The sequence below is a fragment of the Schaalia dentiphila ATCC 17982 genome, assembly GCF_000154225.1.
Taxonomy (GTDB): Bacteria; Actinomycetota; Actinomycetes; order Actinomycetales; family Actinomycetaceae; genus Pauljensenia; species Pauljensenia dentiphila.
The window spans coordinates 1869080-1888137 of record NZ_DS264586.1; the positions used below are offsets into that span (position 1 = coordinate 1869080).

9 protein-coding genes are annotated in these 19058 nt (G+C 67.2%); 6 read left to right on the forward strand and 3 right to left on the reverse strand.

All coding sequences use genetic code 11. The annotated features are described in order from the left end of the window. Positions 1–45 precede the first annotated feature (45 nt). Both ACTODO_RS07990 and ACTODO_RS07995 read left to right on the forward strand, forming a co-directional pair. Entirely contained in the window at positions 46–276 is a 231-nt protein-coding gene (locus tag ACTODO_RS07990) for a PTS sugar transporter subunit IIB (protein ID WP_003792868.1), read from the forward strand. Beyond that, positions 273–746 carry a PTS sugar transporter subunit IIA gene (locus tag ACTODO_RS07995; RefSeq protein ID WP_003792869.1) on the forward strand — a complete coding sequence of 158 codons (474 nt, stop codon included), beginning with the start codon at positions 273–275 and terminating at the stop codon, positions 744–746. Before ACTODO_RS07990 ends, ACTODO_RS07995 begins: the two co-directional genes overlap by 4 nt. A gap of 73 nt (positions 747–819) precedes the next feature. Here ACTODO_RS07995 and malQ read toward each other — a convergent pair whose 3' ends face one another. The 3 genes from malQ to ettA all read right to left on the reverse strand — a co-directional run bounded on the left by malQ (position 820) and on the right by ettA (position 5248). Continuing rightward, a complete protein-coding gene (gene malQ, locus ACTODO_RS08000) occupies positions 820–2970 on the reverse strand; it encodes a 4-alpha-glucanotransferase (protein WP_003792870.1) in 2151 nt (716 codons plus the stop codon). 41 nt (positions 2971–3011) lie between these two features. Further along, complete coding sequence (locus ACTODO_RS08005; RefSeq protein WP_003792871.1) at positions 3012–3296, reverse strand: PTS sugar transporter subunit IIB; 285 nt, start codon at positions 3294–3296, stop codon at positions 3012–3014. A 269-nt stretch (positions 3297–3565) separates the two neighbouring features. Then, a complete protein-coding gene (gene ettA, locus ACTODO_RS08010; protein ID WP_003792872.1) occupies positions 3566–5248 on the reverse strand; it encodes an energy-dependent translational throttle protein EttA in 1683 nt (560 codons plus the stop codon). Between the two features lie 318 nt (positions 5249–5566). Here ettA and ACTODO_RS08015 point away from each other — a divergent pair, with 318 nt between their 5' ends. From ACTODO_RS08015 to ACTODO_RS08030, 4 genes are read left to right on the forward strand one after another with little or no spacing between them, the layout of a single operon-like run. After that, positions 5567–6451, forward strand: coding sequence for a biotin--[acetyl-CoA-carboxylase] ligase (locus ACTODO_RS08015; protein ID WP_003792873.1), 885 nt, complete (start codon positions 5567–5569; stop codon positions 6449–6451). Continuing rightward, entirely contained in the window at positions 6438–8231 is a 1794-nt protein-coding gene (locus ACTODO_RS08020) for an acetyl/propionyl/methylcrotonyl-CoA carboxylase subunit alpha (RefSeq protein WP_034512345.1), read from the forward strand. The genes ACTODO_RS08015 and ACTODO_RS08020 overlap by 14 nt, the downstream gene beginning before the upstream one ends. Next, the gene (locus tag ACTODO_RS08025; RefSeq protein WP_003792875.1) at positions 8228–9784 is read left to right on the forward strand and encodes an acyl-CoA carboxylase subunit beta; all 1557 of its coding nucleotides are present in this window, start codon (positions 8228–8230) and stop codon (positions 9782–9784) included. The genes ACTODO_RS08020 and ACTODO_RS08025 overlap by 4 nt, the downstream gene beginning before the upstream one ends. A gap of 44 nt (positions 9785–9828) precedes the next feature. Continuing rightward, positions 9829–19056, forward strand: a complete 9228-nt coding sequence (locus ACTODO_RS08030) for a type I polyketide synthase (protein ID WP_003792876.1) — start codon at positions 9829–9831, stop codon at positions 19054–19056. Positions 19057–19058: the final 2 nt, after the last annotated feature.

The following is a 19058-nucleotide window of genomic DNA, read 5'->3' on the forward strand; positions in this document are numbered from 1 at the left end:
GAGGCAAACCGCAACGGTTTCGGTGACTGAGCCAAGGAGGACACCATGGACACCGCAACGACCCTCGTCGAGGCCCTGGGCGGCTGGGACAACATCTCCAATCTCGACGCGTGCATTACGCGTATCCGCCTGGACGTAGCCAACACGGACCTCATCGACGAGGCCAAGCTGCGCGAAGCCGGAGCCTTCGATGTCGTCATCGTTGGTGACGCCGTGCAGGTCGTCATGGGCCCCGACTCCGAGGACCTCGTCGAGCAGATGAACGCGAGCCGGTGAGCTTTCTCGTCCGTGCGCCTTTCGCTGCGCACGTCCTGCCCCTGTCCGAGGTACCGGATCCCGTCTTCGCCAGTGGCGTCGTCGGGGATGGCCGCGCGCTCCTGCCGGAAGCCGATTGCACGTGCGTGACCGTTCACTCCCCCATCAACGGAGTGGTCACCAAGCTCAAATCGCACGCGGCAATTATCACCTCCACGCGCGGGCCCTCGATCCTCATTCATCTGGGCATCGACACCGTCAGCCTGCGTGGCCGAGGCTTTGCCCCCCTCGTCGAGGAGGGAGACATCGTCGACGCGGGCACTCCTCTCATCCACTGGGATCTCGGACCCATCCGCGCGGCAGGTCTGTCCCCCTGCGTACCGGTCATCGTCGTCAGCCCTCCCGGAGAGCCGGTTTCTCCCGAGTTCGATGAAGCACTGCCCACGGCGGGGATTCTCGATCCGCTGTTTTCTCTTTCCGATGGTGACTGAACTCCGACCGTATGCATGAACCCCGCGGCCCTTTCGGGTCGCGGGGTTCACTTGTTCAGCGTATCTGAGTCCGTCAGCGGACGGTCTCGCGCAGCAGCGCGAACAGAGAGGTCAGGCGCTCGTCCGTGGGGAGGTCCTCGATCGCGACTTCTTCGCCATCGGAATCGCACAGCGGCACGCACCAGTTCGGGTACAGGTCAGCACCCGTGCCCGGCATGTTCTGCGGGCGCACGTCCCCGACCGCATCCACGAGGGAGGCGACAACCAGCTTCGACGGGGTCTTCGCGACGTAGCGGTACAGACCCTCAACGGTTTCCCGCTCGCTGGGTTCTGCGCCGTCGATGCAGCCGTACTCATGCAGTCGCGCGGCGACCCGTTCGAGTTCAAGGCGATCGCCCGCGCGAACCGTCTCGATGTCGTCCGTCAGCAGGCCGAGCTCGGAACGCAGCGTCGTCTGAATGCCGCGGATGTAGCCGAGCGTGGGCGGCAAGTCATGGATACTGACGGCTGCTAGAGCACGATCACGGTAGTGCTCGGGACGCAGCGGCCAACCGCCACCCTCCTTTTCGAACCACACAACGGAGGTACCGAGAACACCACGGTCGCGCAGGTAATCACGCACCCACGGCTCCACGACGCCCAGATCCTCGCCGATGACGACGGCACCCGCACGCTGGGCCTCCAGCAGGATGACGCCCATCATGGCCTCGTGATCGTAGTACACGTACGTACCTTCGGCGGGAACGCAACCGTCCGGGATCCACCAGAGGCGGAACATACCCAGGATGTGGTCGATGCGCACCGCACCGGCGTTCGCCAGCGCAGCGCGGACCATGTCGCGCAGCGGCAGGTAACCCGACTCCGCGAGGCTACGCGGCGACCACGGCGGCTGCGACCAGTTCTGGCCCTGCTGGGAGTAGACGTCCGGCGGAGCACCCACGCTCATGCCGCTGGCAAAGAGCTCCGGCCGGCTCCACTTTTCGGAACCGTAGCCGTGCACGCCGACTGCCAGATCAGCCATGATGCCGATCTCCATGCCAACTTCGCGCGCCACCTGCTGGGCGTGCCCAAGCTGTTCGGCGACGACCCACTGGCACCACTGGTAGAAGTCAACGCGCTCTGCCAGCTCGAGGCGCTCAAGCTCGACGCGAGGCGCAGACGAACGAGCAAGGTCCTCGGGCAATTCGATCGTGCCCTCGCGCTCGACAAGGGCGCACCACAGCGCATAGTTGGACAGCTCCGAACCGCCGCGCTCGATAAAGCGATCCAGCTGGCTCTGGCGGTGGTAGGAACGCGGAGCGGCAAAGATAATCTCAAGGGCCTTACGCTTAGCCTCCCACGAGCGATCACGGTCGATCAGGTCCTCGCGGATGGCGAACTGGCGGCTCCCGTCGCTCAGCTGCTCGATGGCCACGCGCGAAGCCTGGGGCAGGGAGGCGTACTCCTCGATGCTCTCGGGACGAATGTAGATCGGGTTGAGCCAACGGCGCGACACCGGCAGGTAGGGAGAGTTCTCCAGCGGGGACACCGGCTGTGATGCGTGGACAGGGTTGATAAGCAGGAAATCTGCACCCTTGTCCGCACACACGGCAGCCAGGTCAGCCAGGTCGGTGGCGTCACCAATGCCCCACGAGGAGGCGGAGCGCGTCGAGTACAGCTGTGCGTTGACTCCCCACACGCGGCGCGAGGACTCCAGGAGCGGCAGGGACAGCGTGTTCGGCACGATGATGAGGGTCGCGGACTCCACGTGTCCGCCCTCGACAGTCGCCACGAGACGATGCCATCCGAGCGGCAGCCAGTGAGGCACGTCGAAGGTCGCACGTCCGACGAGCGCACCATCGATCATGCGCGGAGGAACGTAGCGATCCACCTGATCACACGAGCCCTTACGGCCATCCTCCAGCACCCACTGGACGTTCACCCACGAGCCGTCCGGTACGTGCACAGGGAACATGTAGCCGCCGCCCTGGCGGGCGACGATCGTCGGCGGAAGGGTGCAGCGCCATTCGCGTTCTTCGGTCAGGCGCAGAGCCTCGTGCACATCGCCCACCGTGGAGGATTCGTCGAGAGGCAGCCCGAGAGCACCAAGGACCCTCAGAAGAGTAGACGCGCTGATGTCCACCCAATTCCCGTACCAATCCCAGAATCCGGTGGCTACGCCATTAGCATCGGCGATACGGCGCAGCTCATCGATGTTGTCAGATGCGGGTGCGTAAGTATCCACAAGAAAGCCTTCTACGTTGTGGGCTGATGACACCTCTAATACTAGGCGTGGACGCGCTGCGACAAAGACTCCGAGGGCGTGTCATGGGCCACGCTCTCAAGGGTTGAGATCATCGCAGCAGCCACATCGTCAGACTCAGCTCCACACACGATTTGAACAACGTTGCCGGAACGTACGACAGCCAGTACACCATCTACGCGCAGCGCCGCCTCATCGACATCTCTTTGAGATTTCACCTGGATACGAATTCGCATCGTGCAGGGTTCTACCTCGACGATGTTGAGGTGTCCACCCAGCGCGTCGATGAGCGTTTGTTCAATCGCCATCGGAGCCCCTTTCGCGCGGTCGGAAGTTTGCGATTCGTATCACATACTAGATGTGACCTGCGCAAAAGGCAAGTGGGATCCATAACACGAGCAATTCTCGAGAGAACAACCGCTGACAGGAGCACATTCCACAACGCAGGGCCATAACCCAACGCTCTGTCAAACTATTGACTCAGGCTGGCACCCACGACGCGATACCGCACACCGAATCCACCAATAGACACGATGAGGGGGAGGACCGCTAGGCCCTCCCCCTCACACTGCGTGAATCAGTCGCGCGTGAGCTTGCGGTGCGTCACGCGGTGCGGGTTCGCGGCAGCCTCGCCAAGGCGGGCGACCTTGTTCTTCTCGTACGCCTCAAAGTTGCCCTCGAACCAGTACCAGTTGTCAGGAGCCTCCTCAGTGCCCTCCCATGCGAGGATGTGGGTGGCGACGCGGTCGAGGAACCAACGGTCGTGGGTGACGACGACGGCACAGCCGGGGAACGCCAGGAGGGCGTTTTCCAGCGAACCGAGGGTCTCGACGTCGAGGTCGTTGGTCGGCTCATCCAGCAGGAGGAGGTTGCCGCCCTGCTTGAGGGTGAGAGCCAGGTTCAGGCGATTGCGCTCACCACCGGACAGGACGCCGGCCGGCTTCTGCTGATCCGGGCCCTTGAAGCCAAACGCGGAGACGTAGGCGCGCGAGGGCATTTCCACATTGCCGACCTGAATGAAGTCCAGGCCGTCCGAGACAACCTCCCACAGGGTCTTGTCCGGGTCAATACCGGCGCGCGACTGGTCGACGTAGCTGATTTTGACGGTCTCGCCGATCGTCAGCTCGCCGCCATCGAGAGGCTCGAGGCCGACGATCGTCTTGAAGAGCGTGGTCTTACCGACACCGTTCGGGCCGATGACGCCGACGATACCGTTACGGGGCAGGGAGAAGGACAGACCGTTGATCAGCGAGCGATCCCCAAAGCCCTTCTGGAGATCCTTCGCCTCGATGACGACGCTACCCAGGCGCGGGCCCGGCGGAATCTGGATTTCCTCAAAGTCGAGCTTGCGCGTGCGCTCGGCCTCAGCAGCCATCTCCTCGTAGCGGGCCAGACGGGCCTTCGACTTGGCCTGGCGGCCCTTCGCGTTAGAGCGAACCCACTCGAGTTCTTCCTTCAGACGCTTGGCCAGCTTGGCATCCTTCTGCCCCTGAACGGACAGACGCTTCTCCTTCGTCTCCAGGTAGGTTGAGTAGTTGCCCTCGTAGGGGTAGAGGTGGCCGCGATCAACCTCGGCGATCCAGCCAGCGACATGGTCGAGGAAGTAACGGTCGTGGGTGACGGCAATGACCGCGCCCGGGTAGGACGCGAGGTGCTTCTCGAGCCAGAGCACGCTCTCGGCGTCGAGGTGGTTCGTGGGCTCGTCGAGCAGCAGCAGGTCGGGAGCCTCAATGAGGAGCTTGCACAGCGCCACGCGGCGGCGCTCACCGCCGGAGAGGACGGACACCGGCTGGTCCGGCGGCGGGCAGCGCAGCGCATCCATCGCTTGATCAAGCTGAGAGTCGATGTCCCACGCGTTGGCGGCGTCGATCTCGGTCTGGAGCTTACCCATCTCCTCCATCAGGGCGTCGAAGTCGGCGTCAGGATTCGCCATCTCTTCGGAGATCTCATTGAAGCGGGCGAGCTTTTCGAAGATGTCAGCGGCACCCAGTCGCACGTTTTCAATGACGGTCTTGGTCTCGTCGAGAACGGGTTCCTGCATGAGGATGCCGACCGTGTAGCCGGGGGTCAGGCGAGCCTCGCCGTTGCTGGGCTCATCCAGGCCAGCCATAATCTTCAGGATCGAGGACTTACCGGCACCGTTCGGACCGACCATACCGATCTTGGCGCCCGGGAAGAAGCTCATGGTGACATCGTCGAGAATGACCTTGTCACCGATGGCCTTGCGAGCCTTGATCATCTGATAAATAAACTCCGCCACGTTACTCCGTTCGGGTGGTTTGGGGCGCGCCCTCGCGCGCGTGTTCCCTCCTATGGTACCGACCCTGCGCGCGCCAGTGAGCCACCCAGCGGGACGCAAGGGTCGGTGATCCTCATCTCAGCGCCTTTTGTCAGGATTTCTCCGCTCCCAATCCTCGCAAGGGTTCCGCGTCGGTTACGGATCCGTAGTGATTTGCCGAAAACTGTTCCAGTTTTTTAAGAAACGCATGCGTAGGTTTGATTTTTAAGACAAACTTTGAAGTACTCGGGGAGAATTATCTCCCCTGTCAAACACAAGGAAGACCCGACAGGAGGTGGCATGCAGCGCGCAGCACGCATTCCCATTGCGGGCGTTCACTCCCCCGTCTATCACGTCAGCGACACGTCCTCCACCCTCGATCTCGCAGCAACCCTCCTCGCCGACACGACGACCCCCACTCCCCACCTCACGACGATCATCGCCGACCGTCAGAGCGCGGGCCGCGGCCGCCTTGGGCGCACGTGGACAACCCCGGATGGTCAGGCCCTCCTCGCCTCCACCATCGTCTCCCTCCCCACCTCGTTTCCCACCAAGATGCTCGGCTGGCTCGTGCACGCGTGTGCGCTCTCCGTGCGCGACGCACTGTCCCCCCGTCTGACGCCCGTCGGACACACCGTCTCTCTCAAGTGGCCCAACGATGTGCTCGTCGACGGAGCGCGCAAAATCTGCGGCATCCTCGCCCAGCTCGCCCCGGCCTCGTCCCCGTTTACGACGAGCGCGATCCTCGGCTACGGCATCAACATCGCCCAGGACTCCGATCATCTCGCTACGCCGCAGGCCACCTCCCTGTACGCCGAAGGTGACGCCGAGGCCGGAGCCGATCCCACTTCCGTCTCCCACACCCTGCTTACGCAGATCCTCACCGGACTCGACTCTCGCATCCGAGGCCTCGTCACCCATGGAAACGCGCACGATTGCGGGCTGGCTGACGAGGCCGCGAACGCCCTGCCGCTCCTGGGGACGCGCATCGCGCTGGCGAAGCCGACGGATCCGAATGGTCACCCGGCGATGGAAGGCGTTGCCCTGGGGCTGAGCCCGACCGGCTCCCTCCTCGTGGCCACTGACGATGGCCGCACTCACGACATTAACGCCGGAGATGTCCTGGCAACCGGATTACCTCTGACAACTGTTCACGACACCAAGGAGAAGCGTGCGAACAATTAATCGAATCCTTGTCGCCAACCGTGGCGAAATCGCTCTGCGCGTGTGCCGCACGGCCACCGACATGGGCATCGCAACAATCGCGGTCTACGCCGATCAGGATATGGCCGCGCCTCATACACGCGAGGCCGACGAGGCCCTGTCCCTCGGTGGCGACGATGCAGCGTCGACGTATTTGAACGGTGAGAAGATCCTGGCGATCGCTCTGGAGACTGGTGCGGATGCGATTCATCCCGGCTACGGGTTCCTCTCGGAGAACTCCGAGTTTGCACGGGCTGTCGAGGATGCAGGTATCGCGTGGCTCGGCCCCGCGTCTTCCGTCATCGACGCGCTGGGCGACAAGATCAAGGCCCGCCGTGTGGCAGAGGCGTGCGGCGTGGCTCCCGTCCCCGGTGTGTCCGAACCCGTGACCTCGCGCGAGGAGGTCGAGGCGTTCATCGCCTCCGCCGGTTACCCCGTAGTGCTCAAGCGCGCCGACGGCGGCGGCGGCCGAGGCATCAGCATCATCCGCTCGCAGGCCGACCTCGACCTGTTCTTCGCGCGTCACACGGACGCTTCCGACCTGGGCGCTCACTTCGTCGAGCGTTTTGTTGAGGTCGCCCGTCACGTCGAGACGCAGTCGGCGCGCGACACGCACGGTAACTTCCACGTCATCTCGACCCGTGACTGCTCGGTGCAGCGTCGCAACCAGAAGCTGGTCGAGGAGGCTCCCGCCCCGTTCCTGCCTGAGGGCGCGCACGAGACCCTCGTGAATGCGTCGCGCGCACTGTTCGAGCACGTCGACTACGTGGGCGTGGGCACGGTGGAGTTCCTGCTCGAGCCCGACGGCAACATCTGGTTCCTCGAGGTCAACCCGCGTCTGCAGGTCGAGCACCCCGTGTCCGAGGAAGTCACGGGCATCGACCTGGTGCGCGAGCAGATTCGTATCGCGCAGGGCCTGCCGCTGACTACTCCCCCGGAGCCTCGTGGCCACTCCTTCGAGTTCCGCGTGACCTCTGAGGACCCGTCGAAGGACCTGACCCCCACGGCAGGCCGCCTCGACGAGGTGCACTGGCCCCTGGGCCCCGGCATCCGTCTGGAGCTGGGCATCGATCAGGGCGACTCCGTGCAGACCGCCTTCGATTCCATGATCGCCAAGATCATCGTCACCGGCGCGGATCGCGAGCAGGCGCTGGCCCGTTCGCGCCGCGCGCTGGCCGAGTTCTCGGTGCAGGGCGTGGCCACTCCGGTTCCCGTCTACCAGGACATCATCAACGATCCCGACTTCTGCGGCGTCGGCGGCTTCAACATCTCCACGCGCTGGTTCGAGACGACGTTCATGCCCAAGCACGACTACTCGGACCTGGCTGTGCCCGCCGAGGCCTCGTCGACGGCCGACCTGCCGCGTCAGACCTACATCATCGAGCTGGATGGGCGCCGCGTGTCTCTGACTCTGCCGGCCGGCATGTTCAACGCGCCTGCCGCAGCTGCCCCTCGTCCGCCCCAGCCGCTGCGCTCGGCCCCGCGTCGCGCGGGTTCGTCCACCATTCAGGCTGGCCCGCACCAGGGCGCCCCCGGCGACATCGTCGCTCCAATGCAGGCGATCGTCGTCGCGCTGGCCGTGTCCGAGGGTGACCAGGTCGAGGAAGGCCAGCTCGTGGCCGTCCTCGAAGCCATGAAGATGGAAAAGCCGCTGCTGGCCCCGCGCGCGGGCACCGTCAGGTCCCTGTCGATCAAGCAGGGCGACACCGTGACCGCCGGGACTCGCATCGCCCACATCGCCACTGAAGAGGAGGCAGAATGAGCACCCCCAGCCCGCTCACGCGTGACGGGTTTATTCAGGCCCAGGACGCGATCGCTCAGGCCGCCGAAGAGAAGGCCGCCCAGCGCCAGCACGCGAAAAAGAAGCTGACGGCGCGTGAGCGTCTGTCTCTCTTCTTCGACGACGGCGTGTGGCACGAGGTCGGTCAGTTCATCGGTGGTTCTGTGCGCGAAGGTCGGATCGGTTCAGCTGTGGCCGCCGGTTACGGTCGCGTGCAGGGGCGGATGGTCGCCGCCTACGCGCAGGATTTCTCGGTGCTCGGTGGCACCCTGGGCAAGGTCGAGGGCGACAAGATCGTCGACCTGATCGACCGGGGCATCCGCATGCGCATTCCGATCGTCGGAATTCAGGATTCGGGCGGCGCCCGCATCCAGGAGGGCGTCGTCGCCCTCGCCCAGTACGGCCGCATCTTCAAGAAAACGTGCGAGGCCTCGGGCCTGGTTCCCCAGATTTCGATCATCCTGGGGCCCTGCGCCGGTGGCGCCGTGTATCAGCCGGCCCTCACCGACTTCATCGTCATGACGCGCGAGAATTCGCACATGTTCGTGACGGGCCCGGACGTCGTCGCCGCGACGACCGGTGAGAAGGTCACGCTCGACGAGCTCGGCGGCGCACCGATCCACAACTTCCAGTCGGGCGTCGCCCACCACATGGCCGACACCGAGGAAGAGGCAATCGACTACGTGCGGTCCCTGCTGGACTATCTGCCTTCCTCATGCGAGGTCGCTCCCCCCAAGTACGAGTACATTCCCAATCCCGAGGACGAGGCTGCGGCCCGCGCGGTTGCCGACCTGGTTCCGACGTCGGCGCGTCAGCCCTACGACGTGCGCGACGTGGTGCGTTCGCTCGTTGACCACGGTGAGTACGTGGAGATTCAGGACCTGTTCGCTCCCAACGTGACGATCGGTTTCGCGTGTGTCGATGGCCAGTCGGTGGGCATCGTGGCAAACCAGCCGATGAACGACGCTGGCACGCTCGACGTGGATGCCTCGGAGAAGGCGGCCCGCTTCGTGCGTTTCTGCGACGCGTTCGGCCTGCCGATCGTCACCTTCGTGGACGTTCCCGGCTACCGTCCGGGCACCGAGCAGGAGCAGGCGGGCATCATCCGCCGCGGCGCGAAGGTGATCGTTGCCTACGCGAACGCAACCGTGCCGATGGTGACCGTCATCCTGCGTAAGGCCTACGGCGGCGCCTACATCGTGATGGGTTCGAAGTCGATCGGCGCGGACCTGGCGTTCGCGTGGCCCGACGCTCAGATTGCCGTCATGGGCGCGGAGGGCGCGGCTTCGATCATGTACCGCCGCGAACTTGCTGCCGCCCGCGAGAAAGGGACCTTCGAGGAGACGAAGGCCGAGCTTGTGGCCCGCTACGAGGAGGAGACCGTCAACCCCGAGGTCTCCGTGTCCTCGGGCCAGCTCGACGGCATCATCGCTCCCGCCGATACCCGCCAGACCATCATCGATTCCCTGCACCTGCTGGCCACGAAGGACCAGCGTGCACCCCACGTCAAGCGTCACGATAACGGCCCTCTGTGACCGGCGTCGTTTGAGAAGAATTATCCCCGAAGGAAAGTAAGAACATGTCGTTTGTGTCCTCTCTGAATGAGACCCCCTACGCGCTGACCTTTGCCGGTCAGGCCACCCCGTGGCGCACCGCCCTCGACGAGATTGCTCGCGATCCCGAGATCGCCGAGATCATCGCCGGCGTTATCAAGGCCTCGGACCAGGTACTCTCCCCCGTGCGCCGCTCGCTGGCCACCCAGTCGGTTGCTTCCCTCCCCTTCGAGCTGCCTGCTGCTCCCGAGTCTGCGGCTGTGCCCCGCGACGTGGCCGGCCCGGACGAGGCCGCCCTGTCGGTTCCCGGTATCGTCGCCGCCCAGCTCGGTGCGCTCATCGATCTGACGCGCGCCGGCCTGAACATCGTCGCCAACCAGCCCACCGCGTTTGAGGGTCACTCCCAGGGCGTGCTCGGCGTGGAGATCGCCCGCGCGTGGATCGCCGGGGACGAGGCCCGGGCTGCCTCCGTGTTCGCGCTCGCTCGTCTGATCGGCGCGGCCGCCGCTCGCATCACGCGCCGCGCTCGCGCCCCGCACGCCGGCGACGCGACCTACATGGTGTCCGTGCGCGGCGTGTCTGACGCTCTCCTCGGACGCATCATCGACTCCCTGCCGTCAACCTCGCATCCCCTCTCGATCGCTCTGCGCAACGACACCGACACGCACGTTGTGTCGGGCGCCCCGAACGACCTGGCGTCCCTCGTTGCAGCCATCGAGCGCGCCGCCGCCAAGGACAAGGCCGCGCACGACGCCCACGAGCGCGGTGGCCGCCCGCTGACCCCCGTGTGCGAATACCTGCCGGTGTACGTGCCCTTCCACTCCCCCATGCTCACCGACGCTCTCGCCCTCGTGGACGAGTGGGCCGCCCAGTGCGGTATCGACGCCGAGCTGGCCCACTCCCTGGGCGCCGCCGTGCTCACGACCCCCGTGGACTGGCCCTCCCAGATCCGCGCGGCCGCCGAGTCCGGCGCGACCTGGATCATCGACATGGGCCCGGGCACCACGACGGTTCGCATGACCCACGCCCTCGTCGAGGGCACCGGCGTTGGCGTCGTCCCCGCAGGCACCGCCTCCGACCGCGACAAGGCCGCGACCCCCGGCTGGGCCCCCGAACCCGGCACCGACTGGTCGTACCTGCGTCCCAGCCTCGTGACCCTTCCCGACGGCAAGACCGTCGTTGACACCGCCTTCTCGCGCCTGACCGGCCGCTCCCCCGTCCTCCTGGCCGGCATGACGCCGACGACCGTCGATCCCGAGATCGTCGCGGCTGCCGCAAACGCCGGTTTCTGGGCCGAAATGGCCGGCGGTGGCCAGGTCACCGAAGAGGTCTACAACGAGAACCTGGCGGGCCTGCGTGCCCAGTTGCGCCCCGGCCACACCGCCGAGTTCAACTCCATGTTCCTGGACCGCTACCTGTGGAACCTCCAGTTCGGTCAGGCTCGCATCGTGTCGCGTTCGCGCGCGTCCGGCGCCCCCATCGACGGCGTCGTTATCTCCGCGGGTATCCCCGAACAGGACGAGGCCCTGGCTCTCATCGAGCAGCTGCGCGCCGACGGCTTCCCCTACGTGGCCTTCAAGCCCGGCACGGTTGACCAGATCCGCAAGGTCATCGCTATCGCTCGCGAGGCCGACCCGATCAAGGTCATCGTCCAGGTCGAGGACGGCCACTCCGGCGGCCACCACTCCTGGGAGGACCTGTCCGACCTCCTGCTGGCCACCTACGCTCAGCTGCGCGCCCAGTCCAACATCGTCCTGACCGTGGGCGGCGGCATCGGCACCCCCGAGCGCGCCGCTGACTTCCTCACCGGCGACTGGTCGGCTCGCTACGGCCGCCCGCCCATGCCCGTCGACGGCGTCCTCGTGGGCACCGCCGCGATGACCACGAAGGAAGCACACACCACTAAGGCGGTCAAGGAACTCCTCGTGGCCACGCCGGGTGTGCCCGACAACGACGAGCTGGGCGGCTGGGTCGGCGAAGGCGTGACCCGCGGCGGCATGACCTCCGGCCTGTCGCACCTGCGCGCCGACATGCACGAGGTCTCCAACGCCGCGGCCGCAGCTGCGCGCATCATCGCCGAGATCGGCTCCGACGGCGCCCAGGTGCGCGCCCGCAAGGACGAGATCGTCGAGATCCTCTCCCACACGGCCAAGCCCTACTTCGGTGACCTCGAAGTGATGACCTACGAGGCCTGGGTGCGCCGTTTCGCCGACTTGTCCTACCCGTGGGTTGATCCCACATGGCAGATCCGCTTCCACGACCTCCTCCAGCGCGTCGAGGCGCGTCTGGCGCCCGTGGATCACGGCGAGGTCGAAACCCTGTTCCCGACCGTCGAGGACGTGGCCGACGCGCACGCCGCGGCCGACCGCCTGATGGCCGCCTACCCGAACGCCGCGACGACGCACGTCACCCCCATCGACGCTGCCTGGTTCCCGGCCCTGTGCCGCTCCTACCCCAAGCCGATGCCCTTCGTCCCGATCCTGGACGACGACCTCATCCGCTGGTGGGGCCAGGACTGCCTGTGGCAGGCGCAGGACGAGCGCTACACCGCCGACCAGGTCCGCATCATCCCCGGCCCCGTCTCCGTGGCCGGCATCGACCGCGTCGACGAGCCCGTCGCTTCCCTCCTGGGCCGCTTCGAGGCCGCAGCAGCCGATCGGCTTGCTGCCTCCGGTGCCGTCGCGACGCCCGTCGCCGCGCGCCTGGGTAACGGTAAGCCCGCCGCCACCCGCGAGGAATGGCTGCGCAAGGTCCCCTTCATCTCGTGGACCGGCCACCTCATGACCAACCCGGCCTCCATACTCGACGAGGATCGCGTGTCCCTGAACCCGACCGACACCGGCGTGGACATGGTCATCCACCTCGACACTGCGTGGGACAACGACCCTCGCGGCGCCGAGAAGCACGCGGTGCGCGAGCTGGTCTTCCCGCTGGTTCTATCCGGCGAGGACGGCGCGGTCCCGGTCATCGACGAGGCCAAGCTACCCCAGCGCATGTACGCGATGCTCGCGGCGACCGCCGGCGTGACCTCCGTGTCCGTCGCCGGTGACACCGTGGACGCTCTGCCCGCCATGGTTCCCTCCGCCAAGTCCGTCTTCGGCGAGGCACACTACTCCTTCACGCTGGCCCCCACCCTGGGCTTCGACCACGCAGAGGCCACGGGCGCGGCCCTTCCCGCCAGCTACGAGCTGGCTGCCTGGGCGCCCGACGCGCTGCTCGGCCCCGCCTGGCCGGCGATCTACGCGGCGTTGGGTTCGGCCATCCACAACGACTATCCGGTCATCGAGGGTCTGCTCAACGCGGTCCACCTCGATCACTCGATCACGCTGAAGTACACGCCCGAGCAGATGCTCGAGCGCGGCATCACGACGATCGATGTGACGAGCCACGTGGCCGCCGTCAACGAGTCCTCCTCCGGACGTATCGTCACGGTCGCCCTCGAGCTGAGCGCGAACGGCGAGTATGTGGGCTCCACTCAGGAGCGCTTCGCGATCCGCGGCCGCGCCACCAGCAACCGCGCACCCTCCGAGGCCGCGCCCTTCGGCGGCGCGAACATCGAAGTCGTCGACAGTCCCCGATCGGTCCTGCGCCGCGTGACCGTCAAGGCTCCAGACGACATGACGCCCTTTGCGATCGTCTCGGGCGACTACAACCCGATCCACACCTCCTACGCGGCCGCCAAGGTCGCTGGCATGGACGCGCCTCTGGTGCACGGGATGTGGCTGTCGGCGACCGCTCAGCACGCGGCTGAGGCCGTTGTCGCCGGTCAGGGCGGCGCTCAGATCGCCGGCTGGACGTACTACATGTACGGCACCGTCGACCTGAACGACGAGGTTGAGATCACCGTCGAGCGTGTGGGTCGCGTCGTCGGTGGCGGTCTGTCCCTCGAGGTCACCTGCCGCATCAACAAGCAGGTCGTCTCGCGTGCGTCGGCCTACACCTTCGCCCCGAAGGTCGCCTACGTCTACCCCGGCCAGGGCATCCAGAGCGCCGGCATGGGTCTGGACGAGCGCACCAAGTCCAAGGCTGTGGACGAGGTCTGGCGCCGCGCCGATGCGCACACCCGCTCGGCGATGGGCTTCTCCATCCTGGCGATCGTGCGCGACAACCCGACCGAGATCGTGGCGCGCGGCGTGACCTACCGGCACCCCGAGGGCGTCCTGAACCTCACCCAGTTCACGCAGGTTGCGCTCGCGACGCTGGCTATCGGCCAGACGGCCCGCATGCGCGAAGAGGGTGTCCTGGTTCCTGGTGCCGCCTTCGCCGGTCACTCGCTCGGCGAGTACGACGCTCTGGCCGCATACGCTGAGGTCTTCCCCCTCGAAACCGTCCTCGACCTGGTCTTCCAGCGCGGTTCCACGATGCACTCGCTCGTGCCCCGCGACGAGAACGGCCGTTCGAACTACCGCATGGGTGCCCTGCGCCCGAACCAGTTCGGCATCGACGACGCTCACGTCGTGGAGTACGTCGAGTCGATCGCTCAGGCATCGGGTGAGTTCCTCCAGATCGTCAACTTCAACCTGGCCGGCCAGCAGTACGCCGTCGCCGGTACGGTCGCGGGCCTGAAGGCCCTCGAGGAGGACGCCGCCAAGCGCGCCGCCGAGCACGGTGGCAAGCGTCCCTTCATGTACGTTCCCGGCATCGACGTGCCCTTCCATTCCACTGTCCTGCGCAGCGGCGTGGCGGACTTCCGTACGAAGCTCAACGAGCGTATCCCCGCCGAGATCGACCCCGCGAAGCTCGTGGGCCGCTACATCCCCAACCTGGTGGCGCGTCCCTTCGAGCTCACCCGCGAGTTCGCTCAGTCCATCCTCGACGTGGTTCCCTCCGAGACGGTGCGCGAGCTGCTCGAGACGGAAGGTGCGTGGGACGCCGCCCTGGCCAACCCGGGTGTCCTGACCCGCACGCTGCTCATCGAGCTGCTGTGCTGGCAGTTCGCCTCCCCGGTACGCTGGATCGAGACGCAGCGCGTACTGCTGTCGACCGAAGAAGCTGCCCCAGGCGTTGCCGGCCTGGGCGTCGATCAGGTCATCGAGGTCGGCCTCGGCGCCGCCCCGACCCTGGCCAACCTGGCCTCCCGCACCCTGCTCGCCCCCGCGTTCGCGCTCTCTCGCGTCGACGTGTTCAACGTCCAGCGCGACGAGCCCCGCGTCTACGCGACCGACGTCGCCGTGATCGAGGACGAAGAGGACGAGGAGATCACCCCGGCGGCTCCCGCTGCCGACGCTGCTCCCGCGCCTGCCCCGGCTGCCCCCGCCGCCGAGGCCGCTCCGGCCCCCGCCCCTGCTGCCCCGACCGGCGGCCCCTCGGGAGCCGACGTCGCGGACCTGCCCTTCACGGCGTCCTCCGCCATCGTCGCCCTGCTGGCGCTGTCCGCTAAGATTCGCATCGACGAGGTTGGCGCCACCGACACGACCGAGTCGCTGACCAACGGCGTGTCCTCGCGCCGTAACCAGCTGCTCATGGATATGTCCTCCGAGCTCGGCCTGAACTCCATCGACGGCGCCGGCGAGGCCGACGTGGCCACGCTGTCTGCGACGGTCGACAAGGCCGCCAAGGGCTACAAGCCCTTCGGCCCGGTCCTGGCTGAGGCCGTCAAGGAGCGCACGCGCAAGCTGTTCGGCGCCGCCGGCGTCAAGGCCGGCCACATCGCCGACCGCGTCACCGGCACGTGGCAGCTGGGACCCGGCTGGGCCCACCACGTCACCGCCGAGATCGTCCTGGGCACCCGTGAGGGCGCCTCGACCCGCGACGGCGATCTGGCCACCCTGCCGCTGGATGCACCGACGAACGCCGCCGGCGTCGATGCCCTCATCGATGCTGCCGTGGCAGCCGTCGCTGCCCGCGAAGGTATCGCCGTGTCCCTACCGAGCGCCGGTGGCGCGTCCGGTGGCGGCGTCGTTGACTCCGCCGCGCTGGACGCCTACGCCGCATCCGTGACGGGTGAGGACGGCGTCCTGGCCAAGACCGCTCGCACGATCCTGTCCGAGCTGGGTCTGAACGCCCCCGCCCCCACCGGCGAGGACTCCTCCGACGACGCGCGCGTCATCGACGCCGTCGCCGCCGAGCTGGGTTCGGGCTGGGTCGACCTGGTCGAGCCTCGCTTCGACGCCGCACGCGCCGTCCTGCTGGACGACCGCTGGGCATCCGCCCGTGAGGACGTCGCCCGTTACGTCGCCGAAGGCACACTCGCCGAGGGTGCGTCCTTCGTTGGCACCGGCCGCGCGGTGGCCGAGCAGGCCTCGTACTGGGCGAACAGCCTGCGCGCTGAGGGCGATCACGAACGCGCGGCTCGACTCGAGCAGATCGCGGCCGACGCGCTGTCTTCCTCCGAGGACCTGCCCTACGCGAACGACGTCGCCGTGGTCACCGGCATGACCCCCGCCTCCATCGGTGGCGCGGTCGTGGGCGGCCTGCTCGCCGGTGGCGCGACGGTCATCGCGACTTCCTCGTCGATCTCCGCATCGCGCCTGGATTTCGCCAAGGAGCTCTACCGCACGCACGCCGCTGGCGGTGCGAAGCTGTGGCTGGTTCCCGCGAACCTGGCCTCCTACCGCGACGTTGACGCGCTCGTGGAATGGATCGGCACCGAGCAGACGAAGTCCGTGGGTGCCGACGTGAAGGTAACGAAGGAAGCCCTTGTCCCGACGCTGTTCTACCCGTTCGCTGCTCCGCGCGTTTCCGGCACGCTGGCCGACGCGGGCCCGGCCTCTGAGAACCAGATGCGCCTGCTGCTGTGGAGCGTTGAGCGTTCCATCGCCGGCCTGTGCGCGATCGGGTCCGACACGCACGCCGACCACCGCCTGCACGTCGTGCTGCCCGGTTCCCCGAACCGCGGCATCTTCGGTGGCGACGGCGCGTACGCCGAGGCGAAGGCCTCCTTCGACGCCATCGCAACCCGCTGGGCGGCCGAGCCGATCTGGGGCTCGCGCGTCTCGATCGCTCACCCCCGTATCGGTTGGGTACGTGGCACCGGCCTCATGGGCGGCAACGACCCGATGGTCGCCGCCGTCGAGTCCGCGGGTGTTCGCACCTGGTCAACCGAAGAAATGGCCGAGCAGCTGCTCAACCTGTCGAGCGCCAAGGTGCGCGCGCAGGCTGCCACCGCCCCGGTGGACGCCGACCTGACCGGCGGCCTGGACTCCTCCATCGACCTGCGTGCGCTGCGCGCTCAGGCCGATGCCGCCTTCCCCGCTCCCCCTGCTGAGCAGCCGGTCGCGACCGTCTCCGCGCTGCCCTCGCCCTCGCAGGTCACCGTGCCGCACGTCGACCCCTCGCAGTGGGGTGGCACCACCGCGTCGCTGGCCGACACGGTCGTCATCGTCGGTCACGGCGAGGTCGGCCCGTGGGGCAGCGCCCGTACCCGCGTCCAGGCCGAGCTCGGTATCCACACCGACGGCTCCGTCGAGCTCACCCCCGCGGGCGTGCTCGAGCTGGCATGGATGACCGGCCTGCTGACCTGGTCGGACACCCCGGTGGGCGGCTGGTACGACAAGGACGACCAGCTGGTGCCCGAGTCGGAGATCTTCGATCGCTACCGCGACGAGGTCGTGGCCCGCTCCGGCGTGCGCTTCTTCCACGACGATGGCCCGCTGCACGACGGCTACACGCCCGAGTCCGCGATGGTCTTCCTGGACCGCGACATCACCTTCACGGTCGAGGACGAGGCCGAGGCACGCTCCTACGCCGAGGCTGACCCGCAGTTCACTGTCATCGAGCAGACCGCGTTCGGTGAGTGGCAGGTGACTCGCAAGGCCGGTGCCCAGGTGCGCGTGCCGCGTCGCGCGACGCTGAACCGCCGCATCGGCGGCCTGTTCCCGACGGACTTTGACCCGGCTCGCTGGGGCATCCCGGCCTCGATGCTGGATTCGATCGACCCAATCGCCGTGTGGAACCTGGTCTCCGCCGTGGACGCGTTCGTGTCTGCTGGCTTCAGCCCCGCCGAACTGCTGCGCGTCGTCCACCCGGCGACCGTGGCCTCCACGCAGGGCACCGGCTTCGGTGGCATGCGCTCGATGCACAAGCTCTTCGTCGACCGCTTCCTGGGAGAGGATTACCCGCAGGACATCCTGCAGGAGACCCTGCCCAACGTCGTGGCTGCACACACCATGCAGTCCTACGTGGGCGGCTACGGCTCGATGATCAACCCGGTCGGCGCCTGCGCGACCGCCGCGGTGTCCATCGAGGAGGGCCTCGACAAGATCAAGGCTGGCAAGGCGGACTTCGTCGTGGCCGGCGCGATCGACGACATCCAGGTGGAGTCGATCGTGGGCTTCGGCGCGATGAATGCGACGGCGAACTCCAACGAGCTGCTCGCTCGCGGTATCTCCCCGCGCTTCGTCTCGCGCGCTAACGACCGCCGCCGTGGCGGCTTCGTCGAGGCGCAGGGCGGCGGCACCGTGCTGCTCACCCGCGCGTCGGTAGCGCTCGACATGAACCTGCCGGTCCTGGCTGTCGTGGCCCACGCGCAGACCTTCAGCGACGGCGCGCACACCTCGATTCCGGCCCCCGGCCTGGGTGCCCTCGCGGTGGCGCGCGGCGGACGTGACTCGGTCATCGCCCGCAACCTCGCCGAACTCGGCGTGGGCATCGACGACGTATCCTTCGTGTCCAAGCACGACACGTCCACGAACGCCAACGACCCCAACGAGTCCGATCTGCACACCCGCGTCGGTACGGCGCTGGGCCGCACCCCCGGTAACCCGTTGCTGGTCATCTCGCAGAAGACCCTCACGGGTCACGCGAAGGGTGGCGCCTGCGTGTTCCAGGTGGGCGGCATCATCGACGTGTTCCGCACAGGTCTGATCCCCGCGAACGTCGCGCTGGACTGCGTCGACGACGCGATGGAGAAGTACAGCCCACTCGTGTGGCTGCGTTCCCCGCTCAACCTGTCCTCTCGTGGACCGGTGCGTGCGGCGTTCGCGACCTCGCTCGGCTTCGGCCATGTCTCCGGCTTCCTGGCGCTGGTCAATCCGGCCGCCTTCGAGGCCATCGTGGAGCGCGAGGCCGGACGCGAGCGCCTCGAGGCGTGGCGTGCCGCGTCGGATCGTCGCCTGCGCAACGGCCAGCGTCACATCGAGATGGGCATGCTGGGCCACGCCCCGCTGTTCACGTCGGTGGAGGGTCGTCGCCTGCCCGACGACCCGGCCGCGGGCGTTGCCGGTGACGCACACGAGGTCGAGGCCGCGATCCTGCTGGATCCGAACGCCCGCCTCGGCGAGGACGGCTTCTACCACCTGCCGGAAGGCAAGTGAGC

Bases quoted from the DNA above. Each gene is read 5' to 3' on its own strand.
- ACTODO_RS08030 (WP_003792876.1), top strand. From the start codon at position 9,829: ATGTCGTTTGTGTCCTCTCTGAATGAGACCCCCTACGCGCTGACCTTT.
- ACTODO_RS08005 (WP_003792871.1), bottom strand. From the start codon at position 3,296: ATGGCGATTGAACAAACGCTCATCGACGCGCTGGGTGGACACCTCAAC.
- ACTODO_RS08025 (WP_003792875.1), top strand. From the start codon at position 8,228: ATGAGCACCCCCAGCCCGCTCACGCGTGACGGGTTTATTCAGGCCCAG.
- ACTODO_RS07990 (WP_003792868.1), top strand. From the start codon at position 46: ATGGACACCGCAACGACCCTCGTCGAGGCCCTGGGCGGCTGGGACAAC.
- ACTODO_RS08015 (WP_003792873.1), top strand. From the start codon at position 5,567: ATGCAGCGCGCAGCACGCATTCCCATTGCGGGCGTTCACTCCCCCGTC.